Raw genomic sequence first — 20,292 nt, forward strand, 5'->3', positions numbered from 1 at the left:
CGCGAAGATCACGGGGCGGGCGGTGGGTGTGTCAGGTGCGGCACATGGGCCGTTGGAGCAGGGGCTCAGCCGCGCTGGATGCCCGTGGTGTCCTGGAGGACACCGCGGCGGCCGTCCTGCGTCTGGGCCACCAGGGCCGGACCGCGCTGCTCGACCGCCAGGTACCAGGTACCGGGGGCCAGTTCGGCGATCGGCGCCTGCGAGCCGTCCTCCGCGTACAGCGGGCGGGCGACCGGGACGGCGAACCAGAACGGCGCGAAGTCCGCGCCAGGCTGCGCCGCGGCCTGCGGCTGCGGGGCCGGCGCCGGGGCGGCCTGCGGCTCCGGCTGCTGCGGGGCGTGCGGCTGGGGAGCGTGCGGCTGCGGGGCGCCCTGCGCGCCGAACGGCTGGCCCGCACCCTGCGACGGGTCCTGCGGCGTGCCGAACTGCTGCTGCGCACCCGGGTAGCCGTAGCCACCGGGGACGCCCTGCTGACCCGGCTGGCCGGGCTGCATGCCGTACGGCTGCGGGGTCTGCGGACGCGGCGCGCCCACGAGCGGGGCCTTGAGGGCCGGCACCAGCGGACCGGCGACGGCGGCACCGGCCAGGACCAGGGCGGCGATCAGGCCGAGGATCAGGCCGGCGCCGGCGTTGCTCGACTCGAAGATCCACATGAGCAGCGTCCAGGCGGACGCGATGGTGAAGGCGGCGCCGACCTGGCCCAGCTCCAGACCGGCCACCTTGCGCTGCTGCGGCAGGGCGCGGGAGACGACGATCAGCGCGGCGCCCGCGATGCCGAGGAAGTAGGTGCCCCAGCCGAGGTAGGAGGCCTCCCACGAGTTCGGGGTCTCGTACTGTGCGCAGAACTGGTCGGGGCCGTCGCAGCCGGCGACGCCCAGGAACGAGGCGATGAACAGCACCACCGCTGCACCGATCAGCACGCCATCGCCTCGGGTGAGGGAGCGGATATTCACGTAAGAGTCCTTCGTCGGGTCGTCGTCGCGTTGTCGTCGCGTCGGAGTGGCGCTCAAGGTCGTGGCACGGGGGGTGGCCCCATATTACGGAGCGAATCTATCGCTCGCCGGTTCTACCCGTTGAGGTAGGTGGCGATGCCGTCCGCGATGCCCTGGGCCGCCTTCTGACGCCATGCCGCGGACGTCAGCAGCTCGGCATCCTTCGGATCACGCATATTGCCGCATTCGACGAAGACCTTGGGGACGGTTGAGAGATTCAGCCCGCCGAGATCCTTCCGGACGTCCAACCCCGTGCCCGAGCCCAGGTAGTTGGCGGGGGCGGTGCCCGTCGCGCGCGCGAACCGGTCCGCGATGTTCTCGCCGAGTTCACGGGAAGGCCCGACGATCGGGGCCGTGTCCGCCGCGCCGGAGCTCACCCGGGCCGGGAGGATCACATGGAAGCCGCGGTTGCCGACGGCCGAGCCGTCCGCGTGGACGGAGACGACGGCGTCGGCGGCGGCCTCGTTGCCGATCTCGGCCCGCTCGTCGATGCAGGGGCCCCAGGGACGGTCCGCGTCGTGAGTGAAGACCACCTTCGCGCCGCGCGCGGTGAGGAGGTCCCGCAGCCGGTGGGAGACGTCCAGGGTGAAGGCGGCCTCCGTGTAGGCGGCCTCAGAGGCGGTGCCGTTCGTGGAGGTGCCGGTGGTGTCGCACTCCTTGCGGCCCGTGCCGATGTCCACCTTCGTGTTGATCTCCCGGGAGTGCCGGAAGTTCCCGGGGTTGTGACCGGGGTCGACGACGACGGTCCGGCCGGCGAGGGAGCGGGCGCTCTGCGGTGCGGAGGAGGCCGGGGGCGGGGTTCTGCTCGGCTGTCCGTCCGCGGGCGCGGAGGAGGAGGCGTCGGGCGTCGCGGTGACGGCGGGCGGCGGGGCCTGCGTCCCGCCCTTCCCGGCCGCCGGCGAGGCCTCGGATGCCTGGGAGGCTCCGCAGCCGGCGAGTGCGGCGCAGCAGCCCGTGAGGGCCAGCGCGAGGGCGAGGGTACGGGGGGCGGTCTTCCGGTGGTCGTACGGCACCCCGCGACTTTAGGCCCTGCGCGGGGCGAATCACGGTAGTGGGTAGGTCGCAGCTTGGTCACCGGCTTCGCGGAACCGTGGACGCGTGTGCCGGGACAGTGAAGGGTAGGTGTCCAGAGGCGACGGTGGGGTGTCACCGCGCATGGACCCACGAGGGGGAACCGTGGTGGGGGAACCGAACGACGCACGTCCCGAGCCGTCCGACCGCATTCCGGGAGACGGATCGTTAAACAGACCGCCGCAGGGCCAGGGCACACCTGACGCCCAGAGCGGTGGCGGTAGTGGCGGTACGAGTGGGGGCTTCGGGGCTCCCGCGCCCTGGGAGGCCCCGGCGCCCGGCGGTCCGGCTCCGGGCGCTCCGGGCGCTTCGAGCGCCTCCGCCCCGGGAGCCCCGGCCCCCGGATTCGGCCCGCCGCCGGGTGCCGGTGCCGGTGCCGGGCAGGGATACGGACCCGTGCCAGGGACCGGTCCCGCGACCGCGCCCGGCTGGGCCGGCGCGGGGACGCTGCCGCCGCCGCCCGCCGCACCGCCCGGGTACGGCCCGCCCGCCGGCTCCGGCGGCCCCGGGCCGCGCGGCGAGGCGAACCCGGCGCAGGCCGCCATGATCGGCCTGCTCAACCTCTCCTGCCTGGGCCTCGGCTACGTCTTCCTGCGCAACTGGATCGGTGCCGCGCTCTGCTGGGCCGCCACCGCGGCCCTGCTCGTGATGGCGCTCCCCGCCGACGTCGACGGCGTGCCCCCGGGCCTCCTCATCGGCTACGGCGTCTTCCTGCTCGCCGTCGCCGCCGACGGGGCCCGGCGCGGACTGCGCGCGACCCTCCGCCTCGGCGCCGCCTTCCGGCGCCTGGCGCTCCCGCTCGCCGTCGTGCTGCTCGCCGTCCCCGCGGGCGGTTCGCTCGCCTACGGGGCGGCCCGTGACGAGGCGAAGCAGCAGGCGCTGCTCGACCGGCTCTCCGCGGCGGACGCCCAGGTGAAGTCGGCCGACGGCCTGGCCTTCGACAAGGCCCAGCCGATCCTCGCCAAGGCGCTCGACGAGTACGAGGACCTCGGCACGAAGCACACGGGCTCGCGGGCCGGGAAGCTCGTCCCCGAGCGCCTCGACGCGTACTACGAGACGGTCTCCTCCCCGTACGAGAACAAGACGTACTGCGAGGCGATCGCCCCGCTCAAGCACCTGCGGGGGCTCGCGGGCACCGTCGACAAGGACCTCCTCGGCGCGCGGCCCGCCAAGACCGACGAGCCGCTGGCCCACTCGCTCTACGAGTGCGGGACGGCCGCGCTCGGGGTGGCGACCGCCACCCCGACCGCCGCCGAGAGCCTCAACGAGCTTCTCGGTACCTTCCCGAAGTCGTCCCACGCCACCCGCGTCGAGCCGGCGATCCGGGCGGCGGTCAAGACCCGGACGACCGCGGTCGACAGCGGCGACGACCCCTGCGCCGCGACCGTCGAGCTGCGCACTCTCCGGACGTCCCTCACGGACATGACGGATCCCTCCCTCGACGGCGTCACGAGCGAGGCCAAGGAAGGGGTCCAGCGGGGCGACTTCGCCTGCGGCACCGACCAGTTCAAGGACAAGGACTTCGACAACGCGGCCAAGTCCATGACCGAGTACGCCAAGGATTACCCGGACAGCCCGCAGGCCGAGCACGCCCGCTCCATCGCCATCGCGGCCGAGATCGCCGACGAGGAGCCGGCGGCCGGCAAGAAGCTGCCGCCGTCGGAGGCCCCCGGCGGTTCCCGGATGATCCTGGTCGTGAGCAACGACGGCCCGGGTGAGGTCGAGCTGCTCTACACCGGCCCGATGACCGGCAAGGTCACCCTCAAGAACTGCACGACCTGCACCAAGTACCCGGGCCCGATCCTCTCCCAGGGCAAGAAGATCAAGGCCTGCACCGGGCCGTCGTCGAAGTACCCGAAGTCGACCCTGCTGCTGCCCGCCGGTGACTACCACTTCCTCCAGAAGCGGGGCGGAAGCCTGACGGCGACCGGGGACACCAAGACGAGCAAGATCAAGATCGAACCGGGCTACAGCTACACCAACTGCCTGTACGTGACATCGGGGTTCTGAGCCCCCGTCCACCGCGGCGGCCGTCACCTTCCGAGGGGGCGGCCGTCGACGTGTTCGCCCCGGTGCTGCCCCCCGGTCACCGGTTCAGCCGCGGCGGCGCAGGACCCGGAGCGAGTCGGTGACCGAGATCTCCTCGAAGTCGCCCGACTCCAGGGCGCGGAGGTAGATCCGGTACGGGGCCTGGCCGCCGTCCTCCGGGTTCGGGAACACGTCGTGGATGACGAGCAGGCCCCCGGGGGCGACCTTGGGGGCCCAGCCCTCGTAGTCGTTCGTGGCGTGCTCGTCGGTGTGCCCGCCGTCGATGAAGACCAGGCCCAGCTGCCCGCCCCACGCCTTCGCGACCAGCGGCGACCGGCCGACGACCGCGACGACGTGCTCCTCAAGCCCTGCCTTGTGCAGCGTCCGGCGGAAGGTGGGGAGCGTGTCCATGAGCCCCACCTCCGGGTCGACGACGGTCGGGTCGTGGTACTCCCAGCCCGGCTGCTGCTCCTCGCTGCCCCGGTGATGGTCCACGGTCACCGCGACCGTCCCCGCCTGCCGGGCCACGTCCGCGAGCAGGATCGTCGACCGCCCGCAGTACGTCCCGACCTCAAGGAGCGGCAGCCCGAGCTTCGCGGCCTCCGTGGCCGCCTCGTACAGAGCGAGCCCCTCCCCGACGGGCATGAAGCCCTTCGCGGCCTCGAAGGCGGCAAGGATCTCGGGCGCGGGCACGGACATGGTGTCTCCTACTGGCGAGTACGCGGGTACGGGCGCCCATCGTGCCCTACACGTGCCCTACGCGTCGCACTCGAACCACACCGTCTTCCCGTCGGCCGCCTCGTCGACCCCCCACCGGTCCGTCACCGCCTCCACGAGCGCGAGCCCCCGCCCGCTCTCCTCCAGCGGCCCGGCGAGCTTCGCGAACACGGTCCCGGGGACGGAGTCCGCGACCTCCACCCGCAGCCCGTGCGGCTCGCGGAGGATGAGAACGGAGCACCGCCGGCCGGGCACGTGCCGCACGACGTTGGCGACGAGCTCGGTGAGCGCGAGCGTGCCGGAATCGGACAGCCGGTCGAGTTCCCAACGCGTGAGGAAGATGCGCAGGATGTTGCGCATGTGACCTGCGGAGTGCTCACCCACGGTGAACCCCATGCGGTAGCTGGAGGCAAGTGCCGGAGGATAGAGGTCAGTTGCGTGATTCATGCCACCAGGGTGGAGCGGTTTCGTTACGCTCGGCTACGGACTGAACGCAACGCCTCACCGCGTGAGCTTGGGGGTGACCTCGCCGTGGTCAACATCCGCAATCTGGATCCGAGTGCCTCGCCGCTGGACTATTACGGCTCGGAACTCCGCCGCCTGAGGGAGGAGGCCGGGCTCAACCAGCAGCAGTTGGGTGACATCGTGTTCTGCACGGCGTCGCTGATCGGCCAGATAGAGACGGCGAAGAAGGTCCCCACGCGACGCTTCTCGGAGCAGCTGGATGCGGCGCTGATGACGGGCGGGGTGTTCTCACGGTTGGTGGGGTTGGTTCTGAAGAGCCAGCTGCCGACGTGGTTCCAGCCGTATGCGGAGATGGAGGCAAAGGCGGCCTGCATCTACTCGTTCCAGGCGCAGCTGGTCGACGGGTTGCTCCAGACGCCCGAGTACGCGCGGGCGGTTCTCGGTGCCCGGACCGAGGACGACCTCGACGCCAAGGTCGCTGCCCGCCTTGAGCGCCAGCGCATCCTGGACCGGGAGACCCCGCCGTTGGTCTGGGTGGTGATGAGCGAGGCGATCCTGCGCCAGGAGATCGGCGGGCCCACGGTCATGCGAAACCAACTCGCCCACTTGTTGGCCATGCAGGCGCGGGAATGGGTGAAGATCCAGATCCTGCCGTTCGAGGCCGGGGCGCATGCTGGGCTGATGGGGTCGTTCAACCTGCTGCGCTTCGATGACGACCCCGACATCGTCTACACGGAGGACTTCGTCCAGGGGCACATGACCGCCAATCCGGCAGCCATCAGGGAAGGTTCGCTCCGTTACGATCACCTGCAGGCTGCCGCGCTCTCCGTGGAGGACTCGGTCGCACTGATCGCCCGCGTAATGGAGGAACGCTATGGGGACCAAGCAGAATCTGACGGGCGCGGGCTGGCGTAAGTCCTCGTACAGCTCCGACACCGGCGGCCAGTGCATCGAGTGCGCCCCCCTCGGCACCGCCGCCTGGCGTAAGTCCTCGTACAGCGGCGACACCGGCGGCCAGTGCGTCGAAGTCGCCGACCTCACCGCCCACATCGCCGTCCGCGACTCCAAGAACCCCGAAGGCCCCGCCTTCCGCACCACCCCCGCCGCCTTCGCCGCCTTCGTGAGCGCCGCCGCCGAGGGGCGGCTTCGCTGACATGAGCGGCGGTGGGGGCTGGTGGGTCCTGGTCGAGACGCAGAGGTACGGCGACTGGGAGCTCGCCCGTACCGTACCCGTCGACGGTGGCCGGGACCGTGCCATCGCGGCGGCGGGTGAGCTGGCCCGTACGTGCACGCCGTCCGGTTCGGTCACCGAGGAGCCGGAGGCGTACGGCCGACGGGTGTTCCGGGTCGCGGAGACCGACTGGCACGTCGAGATGGGGGCCTCCTACTGGAGCGACGACAGCAAGGAGTCGCGGACGACCATGACGCACCTCCGGATCTCCGTCGCCGAGCTGGAGTACGCCCACGACACCCCGGCCGCCAAGCCCCCGCCCAAGGGCGCGCTGCGGCGGATGCTCGGCCGGGACTGAGGGGCCGTGAAGGGTCCTGAGTTCGACCTGCCTCCCCTCGCTCCGCCCGACGTCGTCGCCGAGTGGGACGAGCTGGCCGACGCGGTCTGCCGTGAACTGGTCCGGGCCGGACTGCCCGCCCACAGAGGCGACGTCGAGGGTGGCCCGCCGGGCCTGCCCGGTGCGGAGGTCCACGTGGATCGCGTGGCCGACGGCGGGGTGTACGTGGACTGGAGGGCGGGCGCGGAGTTGGCCACCACCGCCCTCGAACTTTTCGCGAAGGGGATCGACTACACGGATCCGCCGTCGGTCGTGCGTCACCACCGGGACGTCTGCACGTTCATGAGGGACGCCTTGACGGGGATTCTCGCCTCGGCCGGATTCCGGGTCGAGGAATCGGATCCGCACACACACGGATGTGCGGTGTACGTGAAGGGCCTCCAGTCGGCCTGACCGGTCAGGCCCCCGCCAGGACCGCGCGCAGCTTCCGTATGCCCGCCTTCCACTCCTCGCCGTCCGACTCCTCCCACAGCTCCAGGAGCTCCGACTCCGGGGTGAGGATCCGGTCCAGCGCCGCGACGGCCAGTGGACGCAGCTCCGCCGGGAGTTCGGGCAGGGGCTCCTTCGGGCCGTACGCGGTCGTGACCGGGTCGCCGCCCGGGCACTGTGCGGCGACCAGCGCCGCCGACGCGATGGCCTCCACCGCGAGGTCCGAGTCCAGGTAGTCGTCACCGGTCGCGGTCACCTCGCGGAAGGCCTCGCGCAGCACCTCGGCCTTCTTCTCCGCCGGGGCCTCGTCCACGCTGTACGAGAAGTCGGCGGCGGTGTCGCTGTCGAACGGTCCGATGTCCCAGGTGCCCATGGTGTGTTCACTCCGTCTGTTCGCGTGCTGTCCGTGATCTGTGGGCATCGTGACAGGGCCCACTGACAATGCCAGGGCATCGGCGTTCACGGCAGCAGGTGATCTCCTGCATAGAGTGACCACGCGTCCGGCCGGCCGTACGAGGGTTTCCGGCGGAGAGAGCGAATGAGGCTGCCATGAGTGAACCGACGAAGCCCGAGATCGACCTTCCGGAGGGTGACGCTCCCACCGAGCTGACCATCCGCGACCTGGTGGTCGGCGACGGGCTTGAGGCGAAGCCGGGCAGGGTCGTCCAGGTGCACTACGTCGGGGTCACCTTCGCGTCCGGGAAGGAATTCGACGCCTCCTGGGACCGGGGCCGGCCGTACAAGTTCGCCGTGGGCGGTGGCAAGGTCATCAAGGGCTGGGACCGGGGGGTCAGAGGGATGAAGGTCGGCGGCCGGCGAGAGATCATCGTTCCCCCGCGCCTCGGCTACGGCAACCAGTCACCCTCGCCGCTGATCCCGGCGGGCTCGACACTCGTCTTCGTGGTGGACCTGCTCTCCGTCGCGGTCTGAGACCTCTCGGCGGAGGCCGTGCGAGGATGCGCCGTCCATTGCCGATCATGAAAGGACGTGCCCATGCGCGCGTCGTTCAGAGCGTTCCTCGCCGCGCTCTTCTCGATAGGTCTGCTCCTCACCGCCGGGACGGGGCCCGCCGCGGCCGACGAGGTCACCCCGGAGACCGCGAAGCCGCTGCGCTTCATCTCGTACAACGTGTGCGGGGCGAAGTGCCCGCTCCCGGCGGAGACCAACGCGGCCAGGTCCGCCTGGGTGTCCGGGCTCGTCGAGGAGATCGACACCTGGGACAGCGACCTGGTCATGCTCCAGGAGCTCTGCTACGGACAGTGGAAGCTGATCCGTGACGCGCTGTCGCCGCGCTGGCGCGTCGGGACGGACAGCTACGACACCGTGTGGGGTGCGTCGCTGGCCACCGCGTCCGACTGCGACCAGTGGGACCCGGACGACCGTCGTTTCGGCCTGGCGATCTTCTCCAAGGGGACGGGCTCGATCGTCCCCGACTCGCGGAGTGTGACGTTCCTGCCCGAGGTGGCCACCGTGCCGTCGGAGGACCGCATCCTCCTGTGCGCCCGGGCCGGTCTGGACGGCCGCGTGGTCCGGGCCTGCAATACCCACATCGACTTCCACGACGCGACCACGAAGATTCAGGTCGCCGCCGTGGCGGATCTCGTCGAGGACGGCCGGGTGGCCGGCGAGCCCGTGGTCCTCGCGGGGGACTTCAACCAGCTTCCCGGGAACGAGGACATGAACGTCCTCTACAACCACGGGACGGGTTCGGCCGGCCGGTTCCAGGAGGTCGACGAGAACGACAAGGCGGAGTTCGGCGCCGGCTGTGCCCAGGAGGCGGACCGCTGCCGCAGCGGTGAGGAGACCGCCAGCCCGGGCTGCTCGGCCCACACGACGGAGACCAGCAAGATCGACTATCTCTTCCTGAGCTACGAGTGGTTCAAGACCGTGCAGGGAGACGCGCTGCCCTGCACGAAGGGGCTGTCCGACCACCATCTCCTCCGCGGTGCGGCGGCCTGGGAGAAGTAGCCCCGTCCCCCGTCCCCCCATCCGTGTCAGGCGTCGAGCGCGTGCCCCGTCGTCGCGTCGACGTGTCCCGGAAGGTCGTCGTGGCGGTCGCCGACCGTCGACGTCCCCGTGGGCTCGAACATGAGGATCGCGGCGCCGTCGGGGGCGTACGGCTTGTGCTCCGTACCGCGCGGGACGGTGAAGACCGAACCCCGGGGGAGCCGGACCGTGCGCTCCCCGGCCGGTTCGCGCAGGGCGAGGTGCAGTTCGCCGTCGAGGACGAGGAAGAACTCGTCGGTGTGGTCGTGGGCGTGCCAGACGTGCTCGCCCGCGACCTTGGCGACGCGGACGTCGTAGTCGTTGACGCGGGTCACGATGCGGGGGCTCCACAGGGCGTCGAAGGAGGCCAGGGCCTGGTCGAGGGCGAGGGGTGCGCGGTCGTTGTCGCTCATGAGGGGATCCTCGCCGCGGGCGCCCGGACTGCGTGAGTGCTAGGAATCGCACATGCCGCAAGGATCCTCTCAGCCGCTCTCGCCGGCCCCCCTCCACCGGGTCGTCGTGATCGTCGACGCGAACTCCAATCCGTTCGAGCTCGGGTGCGCCACCGAGATCTTCGGTCTGCGCCGGCCCGAACTCGGCCGTGAGCTGTACGACTTCCGTCTCTGCTCGCCCGAGCCGGACACCCTCATGAGGGACGGTTTCTTCACGCTCTCCGGCGTCGCCGGTCTGGAGGCGACCGAGGCGGCGGACACCGTCATCGTCCCCAACCGTCCCGACGTCGCGGTGCCGCGCCGCCCTGCCGTATTGGAAGCCGTCCGGCGGGCGCACGCGCGCGGAGCTCGCCTCGTCGGCTTCTGCAGCGGTGCCTTCACGCTCGCCGAGGCCGGGGTGCTCGACGGGCGGCGGGCCACCGCGCACTGGCAGTGGGCGGACTCCTTCCGTACGCGCTTCCCGGCCGTGACCCTCGAAGAGGACGTCCTCTTCGTCGACGACGGCGACATCCTCACCGCCGCCGGCAGCGCCGCCGCGCTCGACCTCGGGCTGCACGTCGTCCGGCGCGACCACGGCGCCGAGATCGCCAACGCCGTCAGCCGGCGGCTCGTCTTCGCGGCCCACCGGGACGGCGGGCAGCGGCAGTTCGTCGAGCGGCCCGTGCCCGACATCCCCGACGAGTCCCTGGCGCCGGTCCTCGCCTGGGCGCTTGAGCGCCTCGACGAGCCCCTGACGGTCGCCGACCTGGCCTCCCGCGCCGCCGTCAGCCCCGCGACCCTGCACCGCCGGTTCCGGACGCAGCTGGGGACGACACCGCTGGCCTGGCTCACGGGGGAGCGCGTCGCCCTGGCCTGCCGGCTCATCGAGCGGGGCGAGGCGCGCCTCGACGCGGTCGCGCGGAGCAGCGGGCTCGGTACGGCGGCGCACCTGCGCGCCCTGATGCGCCGCGAGACGGGCCTCTCCCCGTCGGAATACCGGCGCCGGTTCGGCCCCGGGGCCCCGGCGGTTCGCGGTCAGAGCTGGATCAGGGAGTCCTTGTAGTAGACCGACGCCTTGCGCTGCCCCGGTGTCTCGCCCGAGGCGAAGCCCATGCACAGGCGGAACATGTCGGGTCGGGACGGCTGGGGGATCTGGATGGCCAGGCCCTCGGGCTCACGGAACGGCAGGGTGTAGCCGGCCTTGGAGTGGAAGGTCGTGACGATGGTCCCGGTGTTCAGGTCGACCGAGGTCAGATGGGTGTTGCCCTCGCCCGGGGGAGATATGACGATCTTGGGCGTCGACGCGTTGCCGTCGTGGTCCTGGGTGTAGCCGTAGGAATTGCCGTGCAGCATGTACAGGTACTGCCCGGCCACCGCGTATCCCTGGAACGAGGGCCTGCCGTAGCGGTTGCGGTCGATCGAGATCGCGGGCTCGGCGATCTCCGCCAGGGGAGTGCCGAAGTCCCCCGCGCGGGCCTTCGCCAGGTCGTAGATCCGGTAGTGCATCCCGTTCAGGTCGTACCGGACCACCAGCCGGTTGTTGACCGGGTCGATGCCCGCGGTGTTGTTCACGCTGCCCGGGACGGGGGTGAACTTCTGGAGCGACGTGCTGGTGGCGTCCAGCGGTGTGCTGGAGGAGGCGAACTTGAAGCGGCACAGCCGCCGACCGCGGCTCGTCCCGTCCTCGACGTCCTGGACGGCGTCGACCTCGGTCCACAGGTAGGTGCTGGTGCCGGACGGCTCGACGCCGAAGCCGACGCCGTGACCGAAGCCGCGCAGATACATGTAGCCCGTGACCCGGCCGGTTCCGCTGCCGTCCGCGGCGTCGGCGCCGAGGGTCCACTCGGTGATCGCGAGATCGCCGTGCAGATCGCGCGTGGCGCCGGACAGCGGTGCCGACTCCCCCTTCAACTGACGGCCGCCTCCGATGAGCTGGGCGTAGTAGAGCCGACGGTTGACGTTGTCGAACCCGATGGACTGGATGACGGTCCCCTCGTGCAGGGTCTCCTCGCGGAAGTAGGCAGGACCGGTGTTGCCCTCCACCCGGATCAGCTGGGACGCCGGCAGACCGTCCGCCGCGCTCGCGTGCCCGGCTCCCGTTCCGATGCCCGCGACGGAGAGTGCGGCCACGCCGCCCAAGGAAAGGAAACCGCGCCGATTCAGCTGCATACCGCTCATGTTGCTTCCCATCTTCGAAGGCAGGCGAAAGGTAGGCATCCTTTCAGGCGGCTGAAGGGACTGAACAGCGCCTTGGGGCTGCGCGGGCCCGCGCAGCGGACGTGAAGTCGTGGGCCTACTGGGCTCCTTCGGCCTTGCCCGACCTGCGGATCGGCGGGCCGAGGACCTTGTCGACCTCCGTGGACGCCACGGCGAGGAGTTCCTCGCCGAACAGGCAGAGCGAGCTTTCCCAGGGATGGCCGAAGCTGCCGAGGCGGAAGTCCTCCGAGAGGTAGATGTAGTAGTCCCCGTCGGGGTACGGGCTCAGCGGCCAGCGCGGTCGTCCGGGGCCGCCGACGTCCTGCGGCGAGAACCGGTACGACGTGTGCTGCCAGTCCAGCGCGAACAGTGTGCCCCGCGGGCCGACGCAGGAGGCCAGTGCCGCCCGGACCACCGCGACGAGACGCTCCAGACCCTCGTAGTCGGGATCGTCGTCCAGGGCGGCGAGGCTCCAGGTCGCCGACGCGGCAGGCTCCTTGATGGCCGGCCACGTCGTCGGGTTCACGCTCGGCCGGAAGGCGAACTCCTCGTAGAAGCGGTCCCAGACGCGGCGGTAGTCGTCCTCCGGCAGTTCGGTCACGGGGGTCTCTTTCCTCATGAGACGACCCTAGGGCCTGTCCGGCGGACCCTGCCGGCCCGCCCCGGACCGGATCCGACCGGCATCTGACCTTCCGTCAGAATGGAACGTGTTCTAGTCTGCGGCGCATGGGCATCGCCATCACGCACGAACAGCGGGAGCTCGCCCGATCCGTCCGCGGCTGGCTCACCCGCGCCGTACCTCCCGAAGAGGTCCGCAAACACCTGGACGTCCCCGACGCCGCCGCCGGCCGGCCCGCGTACTGGGACGCCGCCGTCGAGCAGGGCCTCCTCGGGCTCCACCTCCCCGAGGAGTACGACGGCGGGGGCGGCGACCTCGTGGACCTCGCCGTCGTCGTCGAGGAGGCCGCGCGGGCGCTGCTGCCAGGGCCGTACCTGCCCTCCGTCCTCGCCGCCGAGGTCCTCCACCGGGCAGGGCAGGGGCAGCTGGCCGCCTCGATCGCGCGCGGCGAGCGGATCGCGGCCGTCGCCCTCGGCGGTACGGGGAGCCTCACCGCCGTACGGACCGCGGGCGGCTGGCTCCTCGACGGCGCCGCGCCCCCCGTCCTCGGCGGCGGCCAGGCCGACCTCGTCCTCCTCAGGGCCGCCACCGCCGACGGCTCCGTCCGGCTCGCCGTCGACACCGAAGGGCTCGCCGTCCGGGCCCGCGAGAGCGCCGACCCGACCCGGCCCACCGGCGAGCTCACCGCCCGCGCCGTCCACGTCCCCGCCGCGCGCCAACTCGCCTTCGGCGGCGACATCGGTACCGGGCTCGTGCGGGACCTCGCCGCCGTCCTCCTCGCCGCCGACGCCTGCGGCACCGCCGCCCGCGCCGTCGAGACCGCCGCCGAACACGCCCGCACCCGCGAGCAGTTCGGGCGGCCCATCGGACAGTTCCAGGGCGTCAAACACCTCTGCGCCGACATGCTCGTCCGGCTCGAACAGGCCCGCGCCCTCACCTGGGACGCCGCCCGCGCCGGCCAGGACGAGGCCCGCTCCCTGACCGCCGCGCTCGCCGCCGCCACCGCCCTCGACGCCGCGTACACCTGCGCCAAGGACTGCATCCAGATCCTCGGCGGCATCGGCTTCACCTGGGAGCACGACGCCCACCTCCTGCTCCGCCGCGCCGTCGTCGCCCGCCAGCTCCTCGGCACCGGCGACCACCACCGCCTCGCCGCCCTGCGGCACGCCTCCGACGGCGTCCGGCGCGGCCTCCGCCTCGACCTGCCGCCCGAGGCCGACGCGTACAGGAGAGAGGCCCGCGAGGCCGTCGCCCCGGCCGCCGGCCTCGAACCGGCCGCCGCCCGGCGCGCCCTCGCACCCACCGGCTACGCGGCCCCGCACCTCCCGGAGCCGTACGGACTCGGCGCCGGACCTCTCCGGCAGCTCGCCGTGCAGCGGGAGCTGGACGAGGCCGGGATCGCCCTTCCCGGGCTCGGGATCGGCGCCTGGGTCGTGCCCTCCCTCCTCGCCCACGGCACCCCCGAGCAGCAGGAGACCCACCTCGGGCCGACCCTGCGGGGCGAACGGCTCTGGTGCCAGCTCTTCTCCGAACCCGGCGCCGGCTCCGACCTCGCCTCCCTCCGCACCCGCGCCGAACGCACCGAGGACGGCGGCTGGCGGATCACGGGACAGAAGGTGTGGACGAGCGCCGCCCAGTGGGCCCACCACGGCATCCTGCTCGCGCGCACCGACCCCACCGCGCCCAAGCACAAGGGGCTGACCTACTTCCTCGTCGACATGCGGAACACCCCCGGCATCGACATCCGGCCCCTCAAGGAGATCACCGGGGACTCCCTCTTCAACGAGGTCTGGTTCGACGACGCGGTCCTCCCCGCCGACGCCGTCGTCGGCGAGGTGAACGACGGCTGGCGGGTCGCCCGCAACACCCTCGGCAACGAACGCGTCCACATGGCCGACCAGGTCGCCTTCGACACCGGACTGGAAGCCCTCATCGAGCAGGCCGCGCAGCACGACAGCACCGTCCGCGCGCGGATCGGCGGCCTCGTCGCCGAGGCGCACGCCCTCGCCTGCATCGGTCTGCGCACCACCCTGCTCCAGGTGTCCGGCCTCGAACCGGGCGCGGGCGCCAGCGTCCGCAAGCTCGTCCAGACCCTCCACCAGCAGAAGCTCGCCGAACTCACCCTCGAACTCCTCGGCCCCGAGGGCGCGCTGCGCGAGGGCCCCGGCGAACGGGCGCTGCACGGACTGCTCATGTCCCGCTGCCTCACCATCGCGGGCGGCACCACCCAAGTACAGCTCAATGTCGTCGCCGAGCGCCTGCTCGGCCTGCCGAGAGACTGAGTCCGAGAGACCGAGAGACTGAGGGGGAACAGCTGATGGGCAAGGCGTACGTCGTCGGTGTCGGGATGACGAAGTTCGAGAAGCCGGAGACCCGGGACTGGCAGTACTGGGACATGGCGAAGGAGGCGGGCACGGCCGCCCTCGCCGACGCGGGCGTCCCGTACGCGAGCGTGGAGCAGGCGGCCGTCGGCTACTGCTTCCAGGCCTCCACCGCCGGGCAGCGGGCCGTGTACGAACTGGGGCTCACCGGCATCCCCGTCTACAACCTCAACAACAACTGCGCGACCGGCTCCACCGCCCTCATGACCGCCCGGCAGTTCGTCGAGGGCGGCATCGCCGACTGCGTCCTCGCCCTCGGCTTCGAGAAGATGGCCCGCGGCTCGCTCGGCGGCGGAGGCTCGGCGGGCGCGGACGACTTCAAGACCTCGCCCGTCGCCCGGCACTACGGCATCATGGCGGCCGCCCACGGCTTCGAGATGTCCCCGCCCACCGCGCAGATCTTCGGCAACGCCGCCCGGGAGCACATGGAGCGGTACGGGACGACCGAGGTGCAGCTCGCGGCCGTCGGCGCCAAGAACCACCAGCACTCGGCGAACAACCCGAACGCCCAGTTCCAGGACGTCTACACGGTCGACGAGATCCTCGCCGCCAGGACCGTCCACCGGCCGCTCACCAAGCTCCAGTGCTCGCCCACCTCCGACGGCGCGGCGGCGGCCGTCGTCGTCTCCGAGCGGTTCGTCGAGGAACACGGGCTGCGGGGGAGGGCCGTGGAGATCGCCGCCCAGGCGATGACCACCGACACCGGGGAGTCCTTCGCCTCCGGCTCCTGCATCGACGCCGTCGGCCGCCCGATGTCCCGGGCCGCCGCGCGCCAGGTGTACGAGCGCTCGGGGCTCGGCATCGAGGACGTCGACGTCATCGAGCTCCACGACTGCTTCTCGATCAACGAACTGCTCACGTACGAGGCGCTCGGCATGTGCGAGGAGGGCGCCTCCGGCAAGCTCGTCGAGTCCGGCGCCACCACGTACGGCGGACGGTGGGTCGTGAACCCCTCCGGCGGGCTCATCTCCAAGGGCCACCCGCTGGGCGCGACCGGCCTCGCGCAGGCGACGGAGCTGGTGTGGCAGCTGCGGGGCGAGGCGGGGCCGCGCCAGGTCACGGGGGCGCGGGTCGGGCTCGCGCACAACATCGGCCTGGGCGGTGCGGCGGTGGTGACGCTGCTGCGGAAGGCGTAGGGCCTCGGGGGCGCCCGCCCGTGGAGGTCGTCAGGCGTAGCGCGTCACGGGGCCGTGGAGGTCGTAGGGCGTAGCGCGGCACGGGGCCGTGGAGGTCGTAGGGCGGAATGCCCATGTACGGGGCTGAGTCGGTCTGCGACCATGACATTCATGCCGCAGACCGACTCCGCCACGAGCGCATCCCTCACCCCCTCGATACGCACGCCCCGCCCGTGGCTGGTCGTCCTGACCGCCTGTGCCGGTCAGTTCCTCGTCGTCCTCGACGTCTCCGTCGTGAACGTCGCGCTGCCGTCCATGCGGACCGACCTCGGGCTCTCCGCGTTCGGGCTGCAATGGGTGCTCAGCGCGTACTCGATCGCCTTCGCCGGCTTCATGCTGCTCGGCGGACGGGCCGCCGACCTCTACGGGCGGAAGGCGATGTTCCTGCTCGGGCTCGGGCTCTTCACCGCCGCGTCCGTCGTCGGCGGCCTCGCCCCGGAGGGCCAGTACCTGATCGGCGCCCGCGCCGTGCAGGGCCTCGGGGCCGCCCTCGTCTCGCCCGCCACGCTGACCCTCGTGACCGGCGCCGTCGCGGCCGGACCCGCCCGCACCCGGGCCATCGGCACCTGGACGGCGGTCGGCGCGGCCGGTGGCGCGGCGGGCGGCTTCGTCGGCGGCGTCCTCGTCGACCTGCTCTCCTGGCGCTGGGTCCTCCTCATCAACGTCCCCATAGGCGTCCTCGTCCTCGCCGCCGCGCTGCTCTGGCTCCGCGAGGGCGCCACCGGCACCGGCCGCCGCCTCGACCTGCCGGGCGCCGTCCTCGTCACCGGCGGGCTCGCCACCCTCGCGTACGGCATCGTCCAGACCGAGGAGGCGGGCTGGACCGACCCGGCCACCCTCCTGACGCTCCTCGGCGGCCTCGCCCTCCTCGCCGTCTTCGTCGCCGTCGAGGCACGCACGGCGGCCCCGCTGATGCCGCTGAAGATCTTCCGCAACCGGGCCGTTTCGGCAGCCAACGCGGCGATCCTGCTGTGCGGTTCGAGCTCCTTCGGCATGTGGTTCTTCATGACGGTGTACGCGCAGAACGTCCTCGGCTACACCCCGATCCAGGCCGGCCTCGCCCTCGTCCCCAGCTCCCTCAGCGTCATCCTGGGCTCCAAGCTCGCCCCGCGCCTCATGCCGGTCCTCGGCGCCCGGAACGTCGCCGTGACCGGCGCCCTCATCGGTGCGGCGGGCTTCGCCTGGCAGTCGACGCTGACCGCCGACGGCACCTTCCTCGGGACGATCCTGGGCCCCGGCGTCGTGATGATGGCGGGCATCGGCCTGGCCACCACCCCCCTGGCCACGCTCGCCACCTCCCACGCGGAACCGGGCGACGCGGGCCTCGTCTCCGGCCTCGTCAACACCTCCCGCACGATGGGCGGTGCCCTCGGCCTGTCCATCCTCTCCACGGTCGCCGTCGCGGCGGCGGGATCGCCCGCGAGCGGCTACGTCGCCTTCGAGAACGGCCCGGACCCGGCCTTCCTGGCGTCCCAGGCGTACCTGGTCCCCGGCTACGCCATGGCCTTCCGGGTCTCGGCAGGGGTCCTCGTGGCGGCGTCGGTCCTCATGCTCCTGTGGCTCCCGAAGCCGGTCCGCCGTACCGGCTGACCAGGCCCGGGGCGACAATGCCCGGATGATATCGATCAAGAGCAAGTTCAGAACGGCCGTGACCGCGCTCGCCGTCGGCGCCGCCCTGACGGTCGCGCCGTCGGCGTCGGCGGAGCCGGTCCTGGCGGTGACGACCGGCGCCCTGTTCAACGAGCCGAACAGCACCGACGCCGCCGCCCGGGGACGGATCCTCTACCACCTGGGCGACCTCGTCGACGGCGCGGAGGCCGGGTCGTCCATCCGGATCTCCCTCTACCTGTTCCAGTCGGGGTACCTGGCCAACAAGCTGGGCGACGCCCACAAGAGGGGCGTCGCCGTCCAGGTCGTCGTCGACGACGACAGCAGGTCGGCGGGGCTCGACACCCTGAAGACCCGGCTGGCGGACCCGACGGGCAGCCCCGACTCGTGGGTCCGCGGCTGCAAGGCGGAGGAAGCCTGCCTGGCCCTGGACCCGGGCACCACGGAGGCGGACCCGAACGGCACGTACGACAACGTCAACCACAACAAGTTCTTCCTGTTCTCCCGTACCAAGGGCAAGGGCGACACGTACGCCGACGACGTACTGGTGCAGTCCTCCGGGAACCTCACCGCGCAGGACCTCGACGACTGGTGGAACGACGCGCTGACGGTCGCCGGCAACACGGCACTGTTCGACGCGTACGCCCGGTACTTCGACGACCAGGCCGCCGCCGCCGTCGGGCAGACGCCGCAGGTCGCCGACTACGCCCACGACGCCCAGGCGGGCAAGGCGAAGGTCTACTTCTTCCCGCGGGCGACCATCGATCCCGTCGTCAACATCCTCGCCACGGTGGCGCCGGTCGGCACCGCGGACTCCTGCGGCGGCAACTCCCCGGGGGTCGGCACGACCGACGGCCGTACGAAGATCCGCATCGCCCAGGGCCACATCACCCGCACCGACGTGGCGAAGAAGCTGTGGGAACTCGCCAACGCGGGCTGCCACATCGAGATCGTCTACCGCTCGCTCGACAACTGGACCACCGACGACAAGCCCATGGGGCAGGTGGCCAACTGGCTCACCAGGCCGGTGACCGGCAAGGGCCGCATCACCCTGCACCAGCTCGACAACGACAAGCGTGGCGGCTCCGACTCCCACACCAAGTACCTGCTGATCGAGGGCACGTACTACGGCGGCGCGAACAAGAAGATCGTCTTCACCGGCAGCCACACCTACACGACGACGGCGCTCCGGTACAACGACGAGACGCTGCTCAAGTACGAGGACGCGGCGGTCTTCGACGCGTACGTGGGGAACTTCGAGGCCCAGCGGGCGGCGGCCCGGTCCGAGGGCCTGTAGGGACGTCCGGGACTACAGCCACCCCTGCTGACGTGCCGCCCGCACCGCCTCCATGCGGTTGCGGGTGGACGTCTTGCCGATCGCCGAGGACAGGTAGTTGCGGACGGTGGACTCGGACAGATGGAGCCGGGCCGCGATGTCCGCGATCGTCGCCCCGTCCACCGAGGCGGCCAGGGCCTCCCGCTCCCGGCCGGTCAGCGGGTTCGGACCGGCGCCGAGCGCGGCGGCCGCGAGCGCCGGATCGATGACCGTCTCGCCGCGGAGCGCCTTCCGCACCGCCTCGGCCAGCTCCTCCACGGGCCCGTCCTTCACCAGGAACCCCACCGCACCGGCCTCCATCGCCCGGCGCAGATAGCCCGGCCGGCCGAAGGTCGTCAGGATCAGGACCCGGCAGTCCGGGACCTCGTCCCGGAGAGCGGCGGCGGCGTCGAGCCCGCTGCGCCCCGGCAGCTCGATGTCGAGCAGGGCCACGTCGGGCCGCGCGAGCAGCGCCGCGTCCACGATCTCGTCCCCCCGCCCGACCTGGGCCACGACCTCGATGTCGTGCTCCATCCCGAGCAACAGGGCCAGCGCCCCGCGCATCATGCCCTGGTCCTCGGCGAGGAGGACTCTTACAGACTTTGCCGGGCGGTGGTCCTGAGGCATCTCGGTCACAGGGAACAGCGTAGGTCTGCCGACCCGTTGCCGCCTGCTCCGGCGGGTCAGGCGTGCTGCGGTTCGCCGGCGGCCGGGCGGCGGCCTCCGTAGGAGGCGACCAGCGCGTCCGCCACGATCGCCGCGTCCGCCTCGGACACGTCCTCCGGGTACTCCGGCAGCAGGTCGTCCCAGATGACCATCCACGACCCGAACAGCTGGGACTGGCCCTCGGGACGGGCGAAGAACCAGATGTGCAGATGGGCGCCGCCGTCGCCGATGCGGTAGACGTGGGCCCGGGAGATGTGCGGCAGTGCCTGCACATGGCGGGCGATGTGCGTGCTGAGCACGCCCAGTTCGGCCGCCAGTTCGTCGGGCAGGTCCGCCAGGTCGTGGTGGTCGAGCGGATGCAGCATCAGCACCAGCGGCACGCCGACCTTCGCGATCCGGGTGAGCCGCCAGCGCTCGTTGAACCAGATGCCTTCGTCGCGGCCGCGGCACGAGTCGCAGTCCGAGGGGTCCTCGCCGTGCCGAGGAGGCTCGGGCAGCACCGGCGGGCGCAGCGGCGCGACGCGCAGGCCGTCCGGCTCGAACGGACTGATGTCCCACCCCGTCATACGGGAGAGCGGGAGCCGTCGTTCGCCGTCCGCGGCGGTCGTGGCGTGGTCGTAGAACTCGTCAGGTCGCAGTGCCATG

22 protein-coding genes are annotated in these 20,292 nt (G+C 71.9%); 12 read left to right on the forward strand and 10 right to left on the reverse strand.

Going from position 1 to position 20,292, the window contains the following annotated elements:
• Positions 1 to 65 precede the first annotated feature (65 nt).
• Both OG357_RS27870 and OG357_RS27875 read right to left on the reverse strand, forming a co-directional pair.
• A complete protein-coding gene (locus OG357_RS27870) occupies positions 66 to 953 on the reverse strand; it encodes a DUF5336 domain-containing protein (protein ID WP_329623758.1) in 888 nt (295 codons plus the stop codon).
• Between the two features lie 113 nt (positions 954 to 1,066).
• Positions 1,067 to 2,005 carry an N-acetylmuramoyl-L-alanine amidase gene (locus tag OG357_RS27875; protein WP_329623759.1) on the reverse strand — a complete coding sequence of 313 codons (939 nt, stop codon included), beginning with the start codon at positions 2,003 to 2,005 and terminating at the stop codon, positions 1,067 to 1,069.
• Positions 2,006 to 2,459: 454 nt separating this feature from the next.
• Here OG357_RS27875 and OG357_RS27880 point away from each other — a divergent pair, with 454 nt between their 5' ends.
• Positions 2,460 to 4,073, forward strand: a complete 1,614-nt coding sequence (locus tag OG357_RS27880; RefSeq protein ID WP_329623760.1) for a hypothetical protein — start codon at positions 2,460 to 2,462, stop codon at positions 4,071 to 4,073.
• 84 nt (positions 4,074 to 4,157) lie between these two features.
• On the opposite strand, the gene OG357_RS27885 is transcribed toward OG357_RS27880, so the two are convergent.
• Both OG357_RS27885 and OG357_RS27890 read right to left on the reverse strand, forming a co-directional pair.
• On the reverse strand, positions 4,158 to 4,790 hold the full coding sequence (locus tag OG357_RS27885) for a class I SAM-dependent methyltransferase (protein WP_329623761.1): 633 nt from the start codon (positions 4,788 to 4,790) through the stop codon (positions 4,158 to 4,160).
• A gap of 57 nt (positions 4,791 to 4,847) precedes the next feature.
• Positions 4,848 to 5,255 carry an ATP-binding protein gene (locus OG357_RS27890; RefSeq protein ID WP_317594577.1) on the reverse strand — a complete coding sequence of 136 codons (408 nt, stop codon included), beginning with the start codon at positions 5,253 to 5,255 and terminating at the stop codon, positions 4,848 to 4,850.
• Between the two features lie 84 nt (positions 5,256 to 5,339).
• Between OG357_RS27890 and OG357_RS27895 the strand changes: the two genes are divergently transcribed.
• Genes OG357_RS27895 through OG357_RS27910 form a run of 4 tightly spaced genes read left to right on the forward strand, consistent with a single transcriptional unit; the run spans position 5,340 to position 7,234 of the window.
• Positions 5,340 to 6,188 (forward strand): helix-turn-helix domain-containing protein, encoded by an 849-nt coding sequence (locus OG357_RS27895; RefSeq protein WP_329623762.1) that lies wholly within the window; start codon positions 5,340 to 5,342, stop codon positions 6,186 to 6,188.
• Positions 6,148 to 6,426 (forward strand): DUF397 domain-containing protein, encoded by a 279-nt coding sequence (locus OG357_RS27900; RefSeq protein WP_329623763.1) that lies wholly within the window; start codon positions 6,148 to 6,150, stop codon positions 6,424 to 6,426. The genes OG357_RS27895 and OG357_RS27900 overlap by 41 nt, the downstream gene beginning before the upstream one ends.
• 1 nt (position 6,427) lies before the next feature.
• Positions 6,428 to 6,802, forward strand: coding sequence for a hypothetical protein (locus tag OG357_RS27905; RefSeq protein WP_329623764.1), 375 nt, complete (start codon positions 6,428 to 6,430; stop codon positions 6,800 to 6,802).
• A 6-nt stretch (positions 6,803 to 6,808) separates the two neighbouring features.
• Positions 6,809 to 7,234 carry a hypothetical protein gene (locus OG357_RS27910; protein WP_329623765.1) on the forward strand — a complete coding sequence of 142 codons (426 nt, stop codon included), beginning with the start codon at positions 6,809 to 6,811 and terminating at the stop codon, positions 7,232 to 7,234.
• Between the two features lie 4 nt (positions 7,235 to 7,238).
• Here the strand turns inward: OG357_RS27910 and OG357_RS27915 are convergent, their stop codons facing one another.
• On the reverse strand, positions 7,239 to 7,643 hold the full coding sequence (locus OG357_RS27915; protein ID WP_329623766.1) for a DUF4259 domain-containing protein: 405 nt from the start codon (positions 7,641 to 7,643) through the stop codon (positions 7,239 to 7,241).
• Between the two features lie 176 nt (positions 7,644 to 7,819).
• Here OG357_RS27915 and OG357_RS27920 point away from each other — a divergent pair, with 176 nt between their 5' ends.
• Together OG357_RS27920 and OG357_RS27925 are read left to right on the forward strand one after the other, a co-directional pair.
• Positions 7,820 to 8,200, forward strand: coding sequence for an FKBP-type peptidyl-prolyl cis-trans isomerase (locus tag OG357_RS27920; protein ID WP_329623767.1), 381 nt, complete (start codon positions 7,820 to 7,822; stop codon positions 8,198 to 8,200).
• A 63-nt stretch (positions 8,201 to 8,263) separates the two neighbouring features.
• The gene (locus OG357_RS27925; RefSeq protein WP_329623768.1) at positions 8,264 to 9,238 is read left to right on the forward strand and encodes an endonuclease/exonuclease/phosphatase family protein; all 975 of its coding nucleotides are present in this window, start codon (positions 8,264 to 8,266) and stop codon (positions 9,236 to 9,238) included.
• A gap of 26 nt (positions 9,239 to 9,264) precedes the next feature.
• Here the strand turns inward: OG357_RS27925 and OG357_RS27930 are convergent, their stop codons facing one another.
• Positions 9,265 to 9,669 (reverse strand): cupin domain-containing protein, encoded by a 405-nt coding sequence (locus tag OG357_RS27930; RefSeq protein ID WP_329623769.1) that lies wholly within the window; start codon positions 9,667 to 9,669, stop codon positions 9,265 to 9,267.
• Between the two features lie 52 nt (positions 9,670 to 9,721).
• Here OG357_RS27930 and OG357_RS27935 point away from each other — a divergent pair, with 52 nt between their 5' ends.
• Positions 9,722 to 10,750, forward strand: coding sequence for a GlxA family transcriptional regulator (locus OG357_RS27935; RefSeq protein WP_329623770.1), 1,029 nt, complete (start codon positions 9,722 to 9,724; stop codon positions 10,748 to 10,750).
• Here OG357_RS27935 and OG357_RS27940 read toward each other — a convergent pair.
• Entirely contained in the window at positions 10,723 to 11,817 is a 1,095-nt protein-coding gene (locus OG357_RS27940) for a phage baseplate protein (RefSeq protein ID WP_329623771.1), read from the reverse strand. The genes OG357_RS27935 and OG357_RS27940 overlap by 28 nt on opposite strands.
• A 163-nt stretch (positions 11,818 to 11,980) precedes the next feature.
• Complete coding sequence (locus OG357_RS27945) at positions 11,981 to 12,502, reverse strand: DUF2716 domain-containing protein (protein ID WP_329623772.1); 522 nt, start codon at positions 12,500 to 12,502, stop codon at positions 11,981 to 11,983.
• 107 nt (positions 12,503 to 12,609) lie between these two features.
• Between OG357_RS27945 and OG357_RS27950 the strand changes: the two genes are divergently transcribed.
• The 4 genes from OG357_RS27950 (at position 12,610) to OG357_RS27965 (ending at position 18,963) form a co-directional block, all read left to right on the forward strand.
• Positions 12,610 to 14,784, forward strand: a complete 2,175-nt coding sequence (locus OG357_RS27950; RefSeq protein WP_329623773.1) for an acyl-CoA dehydrogenase — start codon at positions 12,610 to 12,612, stop codon at positions 14,782 to 14,784.
• A gap of 35 nt (positions 14,785 to 14,819) precedes the next feature.
• The gene (locus tag OG357_RS27955; RefSeq protein WP_329623774.1) at positions 14,820 to 16,019 is read left to right on the forward strand and encodes a lipid-transfer protein; all 1,200 of its coding nucleotides are present in this window, start codon (positions 14,820 to 14,822) and stop codon (positions 16,017 to 16,019) included.
• A gap of 141 nt (positions 16,020 to 16,160) precedes the next feature.
• Positions 16,161 to 17,648 (forward strand): MFS transporter, encoded by a 1,488-nt coding sequence (locus OG357_RS27960; protein WP_329623775.1) that lies wholly within the window; start codon positions 16,161 to 16,163, stop codon positions 17,646 to 17,648.
• 25 nt (positions 17,649 to 17,673) lie between these two features.
• Positions 17,674 to 18,963, forward strand: coding sequence for a phospholipase D-like domain-containing protein (locus OG357_RS27965; protein WP_329623776.1), 1,290 nt, complete (start codon positions 17,674 to 17,676; stop codon positions 18,961 to 18,963).
• 12 nt (positions 18,964 to 18,975) lie between these two features.
• Here OG357_RS27965 and OG357_RS27970 read toward each other — a convergent pair whose 3' ends face one another.
• Positions 18,976 to 19,608: a response regulator transcription factor gene (locus OG357_RS27970; protein ID WP_329625719.1), complete on the reverse strand. Its 633-nt coding sequence runs from the start codon at positions 19,606 to 19,608 to the stop codon at positions 18,976 to 18,978.
• A 56-nt stretch (positions 19,609 to 19,664) separates the two neighbouring features.
• Positions 19,665 to 20,291, reverse strand: a complete 627-nt coding sequence (locus tag OG357_RS27975; RefSeq protein WP_329623777.1) for a hypothetical protein — start codon at positions 20,289 to 20,291, stop codon at positions 19,665 to 19,667.
• Between the last annotated feature and the right edge of the window lies 1 nt (position 20,292).

Origin of the sequence: Streptomyces sp. NBC_01255, from assembly GCF_036226445.1 — a bacterium.
Lineage (GTDB): Bacteria > Actinomycetota > Actinomycetes > Streptomycetales > Streptomycetaceae > Streptomyces.

What these genes read in the sequence shown, in the direction of transcription:
- OG357_RS27885 (WP_329623761.1), bottom strand. Translation starts at nt 4,790, where the DNA reads ATGTCCGTGCCCGCGCCCGAGATCCTTGCCGCCTTCGAGGCCGCGAAG.
- OG357_RS27890 (WP_317594577.1), bottom strand. Translation starts at nt 5,255, where the DNA reads ATGAATCACGCAACTGACCTCTATCCTCCGGCACTTGCCTCCAGCTAC.
- OG357_RS27900 (WP_329623763.1), top strand. Translation starts at nt 6,148, where the DNA reads ATGGGGACCAAGCAGAATCTGACGGGCGCGGGCTGGCGTAAGTCCTCG.
- OG357_RS27905 (WP_329623764.1), top strand. Translation starts at nt 6,428, where the DNA reads ATGAGCGGCGGTGGGGGCTGGTGGGTCCTGGTCGAGACGCAGAGGTAC.
- OG357_RS27915 (WP_329623766.1), bottom strand. Translation starts at nt 7,643, where the DNA reads ATGGGCACCTGGGACATCGGACCGTTCGACAGCGACACCGCCGCCGAC.
- OG357_RS27920 (WP_329623767.1), top strand. Translation starts at nt 7,820, where the DNA reads ATGAGTGAACCGACGAAGCCCGAGATCGACCTTCCGGAGGGTGACGCT.
- OG357_RS27925 (WP_329623768.1), top strand. Translation starts at nt 8,264, where the DNA reads ATGCGCGCGTCGTTCAGAGCGTTCCTCGCCGCGCTCTTCTCGATAGGT.
- OG357_RS27930 (WP_329623769.1), bottom strand. Translation starts at nt 9,669, where the DNA reads ATGAGCGACAACGACCGCGCACCCCTCGCCCTCGACCAGGCCCTGGCC.
- OG357_RS27935 (WP_329623770.1), top strand. Translation starts at nt 9,722, where the DNA reads ATGCCGCAAGGATCCTCTCAGCCGCTCTCGCCGGCCCCCCTCCACCGG.
- OG357_RS27945 (WP_329623772.1), bottom strand. Translation starts at nt 12,502, where the DNA reads ATGAGGAAAGAGACCCCCGTGACCGAACTGCCGGAGGACGACTACCGC.
- OG357_RS27950 (WP_329623773.1), top strand. Translation starts at nt 12,610, where the DNA reads ATGGGCATCGCCATCACGCACGAACAGCGGGAGCTCGCCCGATCCGTC.
- OG357_RS27955 (WP_329623774.1), top strand. Translation starts at nt 14,820, where the DNA reads ATGGGCAAGGCGTACGTCGTCGGTGTCGGGATGACGAAGTTCGAGAAG.
- OG357_RS27960 (WP_329623775.1), top strand. Translation starts at nt 16,161, where the DNA reads ATGACATTCATGCCGCAGACCGACTCCGCCACGAGCGCATCCCTCACC.
- OG357_RS27965 (WP_329623776.1), top strand. Translation starts at nt 17,674, where the DNA reads ATGATATCGATCAAGAGCAAGTTCAGAACGGCCGTGACCGCGCTCGCC.
- OG357_RS27970 (WP_329625719.1), bottom strand. Translation starts at nt 19,608, where the DNA reads ATGCCTCAGGACCACCGCCCGGCAAAGTCTGTAAGAGTCCTCCTCGCC.
- OG357_RS27975 (WP_329623777.1), bottom strand. Translation starts at nt 20,291, where the DNA reads ATGGCACTGCGACCTGACGAGTTCTACGACCACGCCACGACCGCCGCG.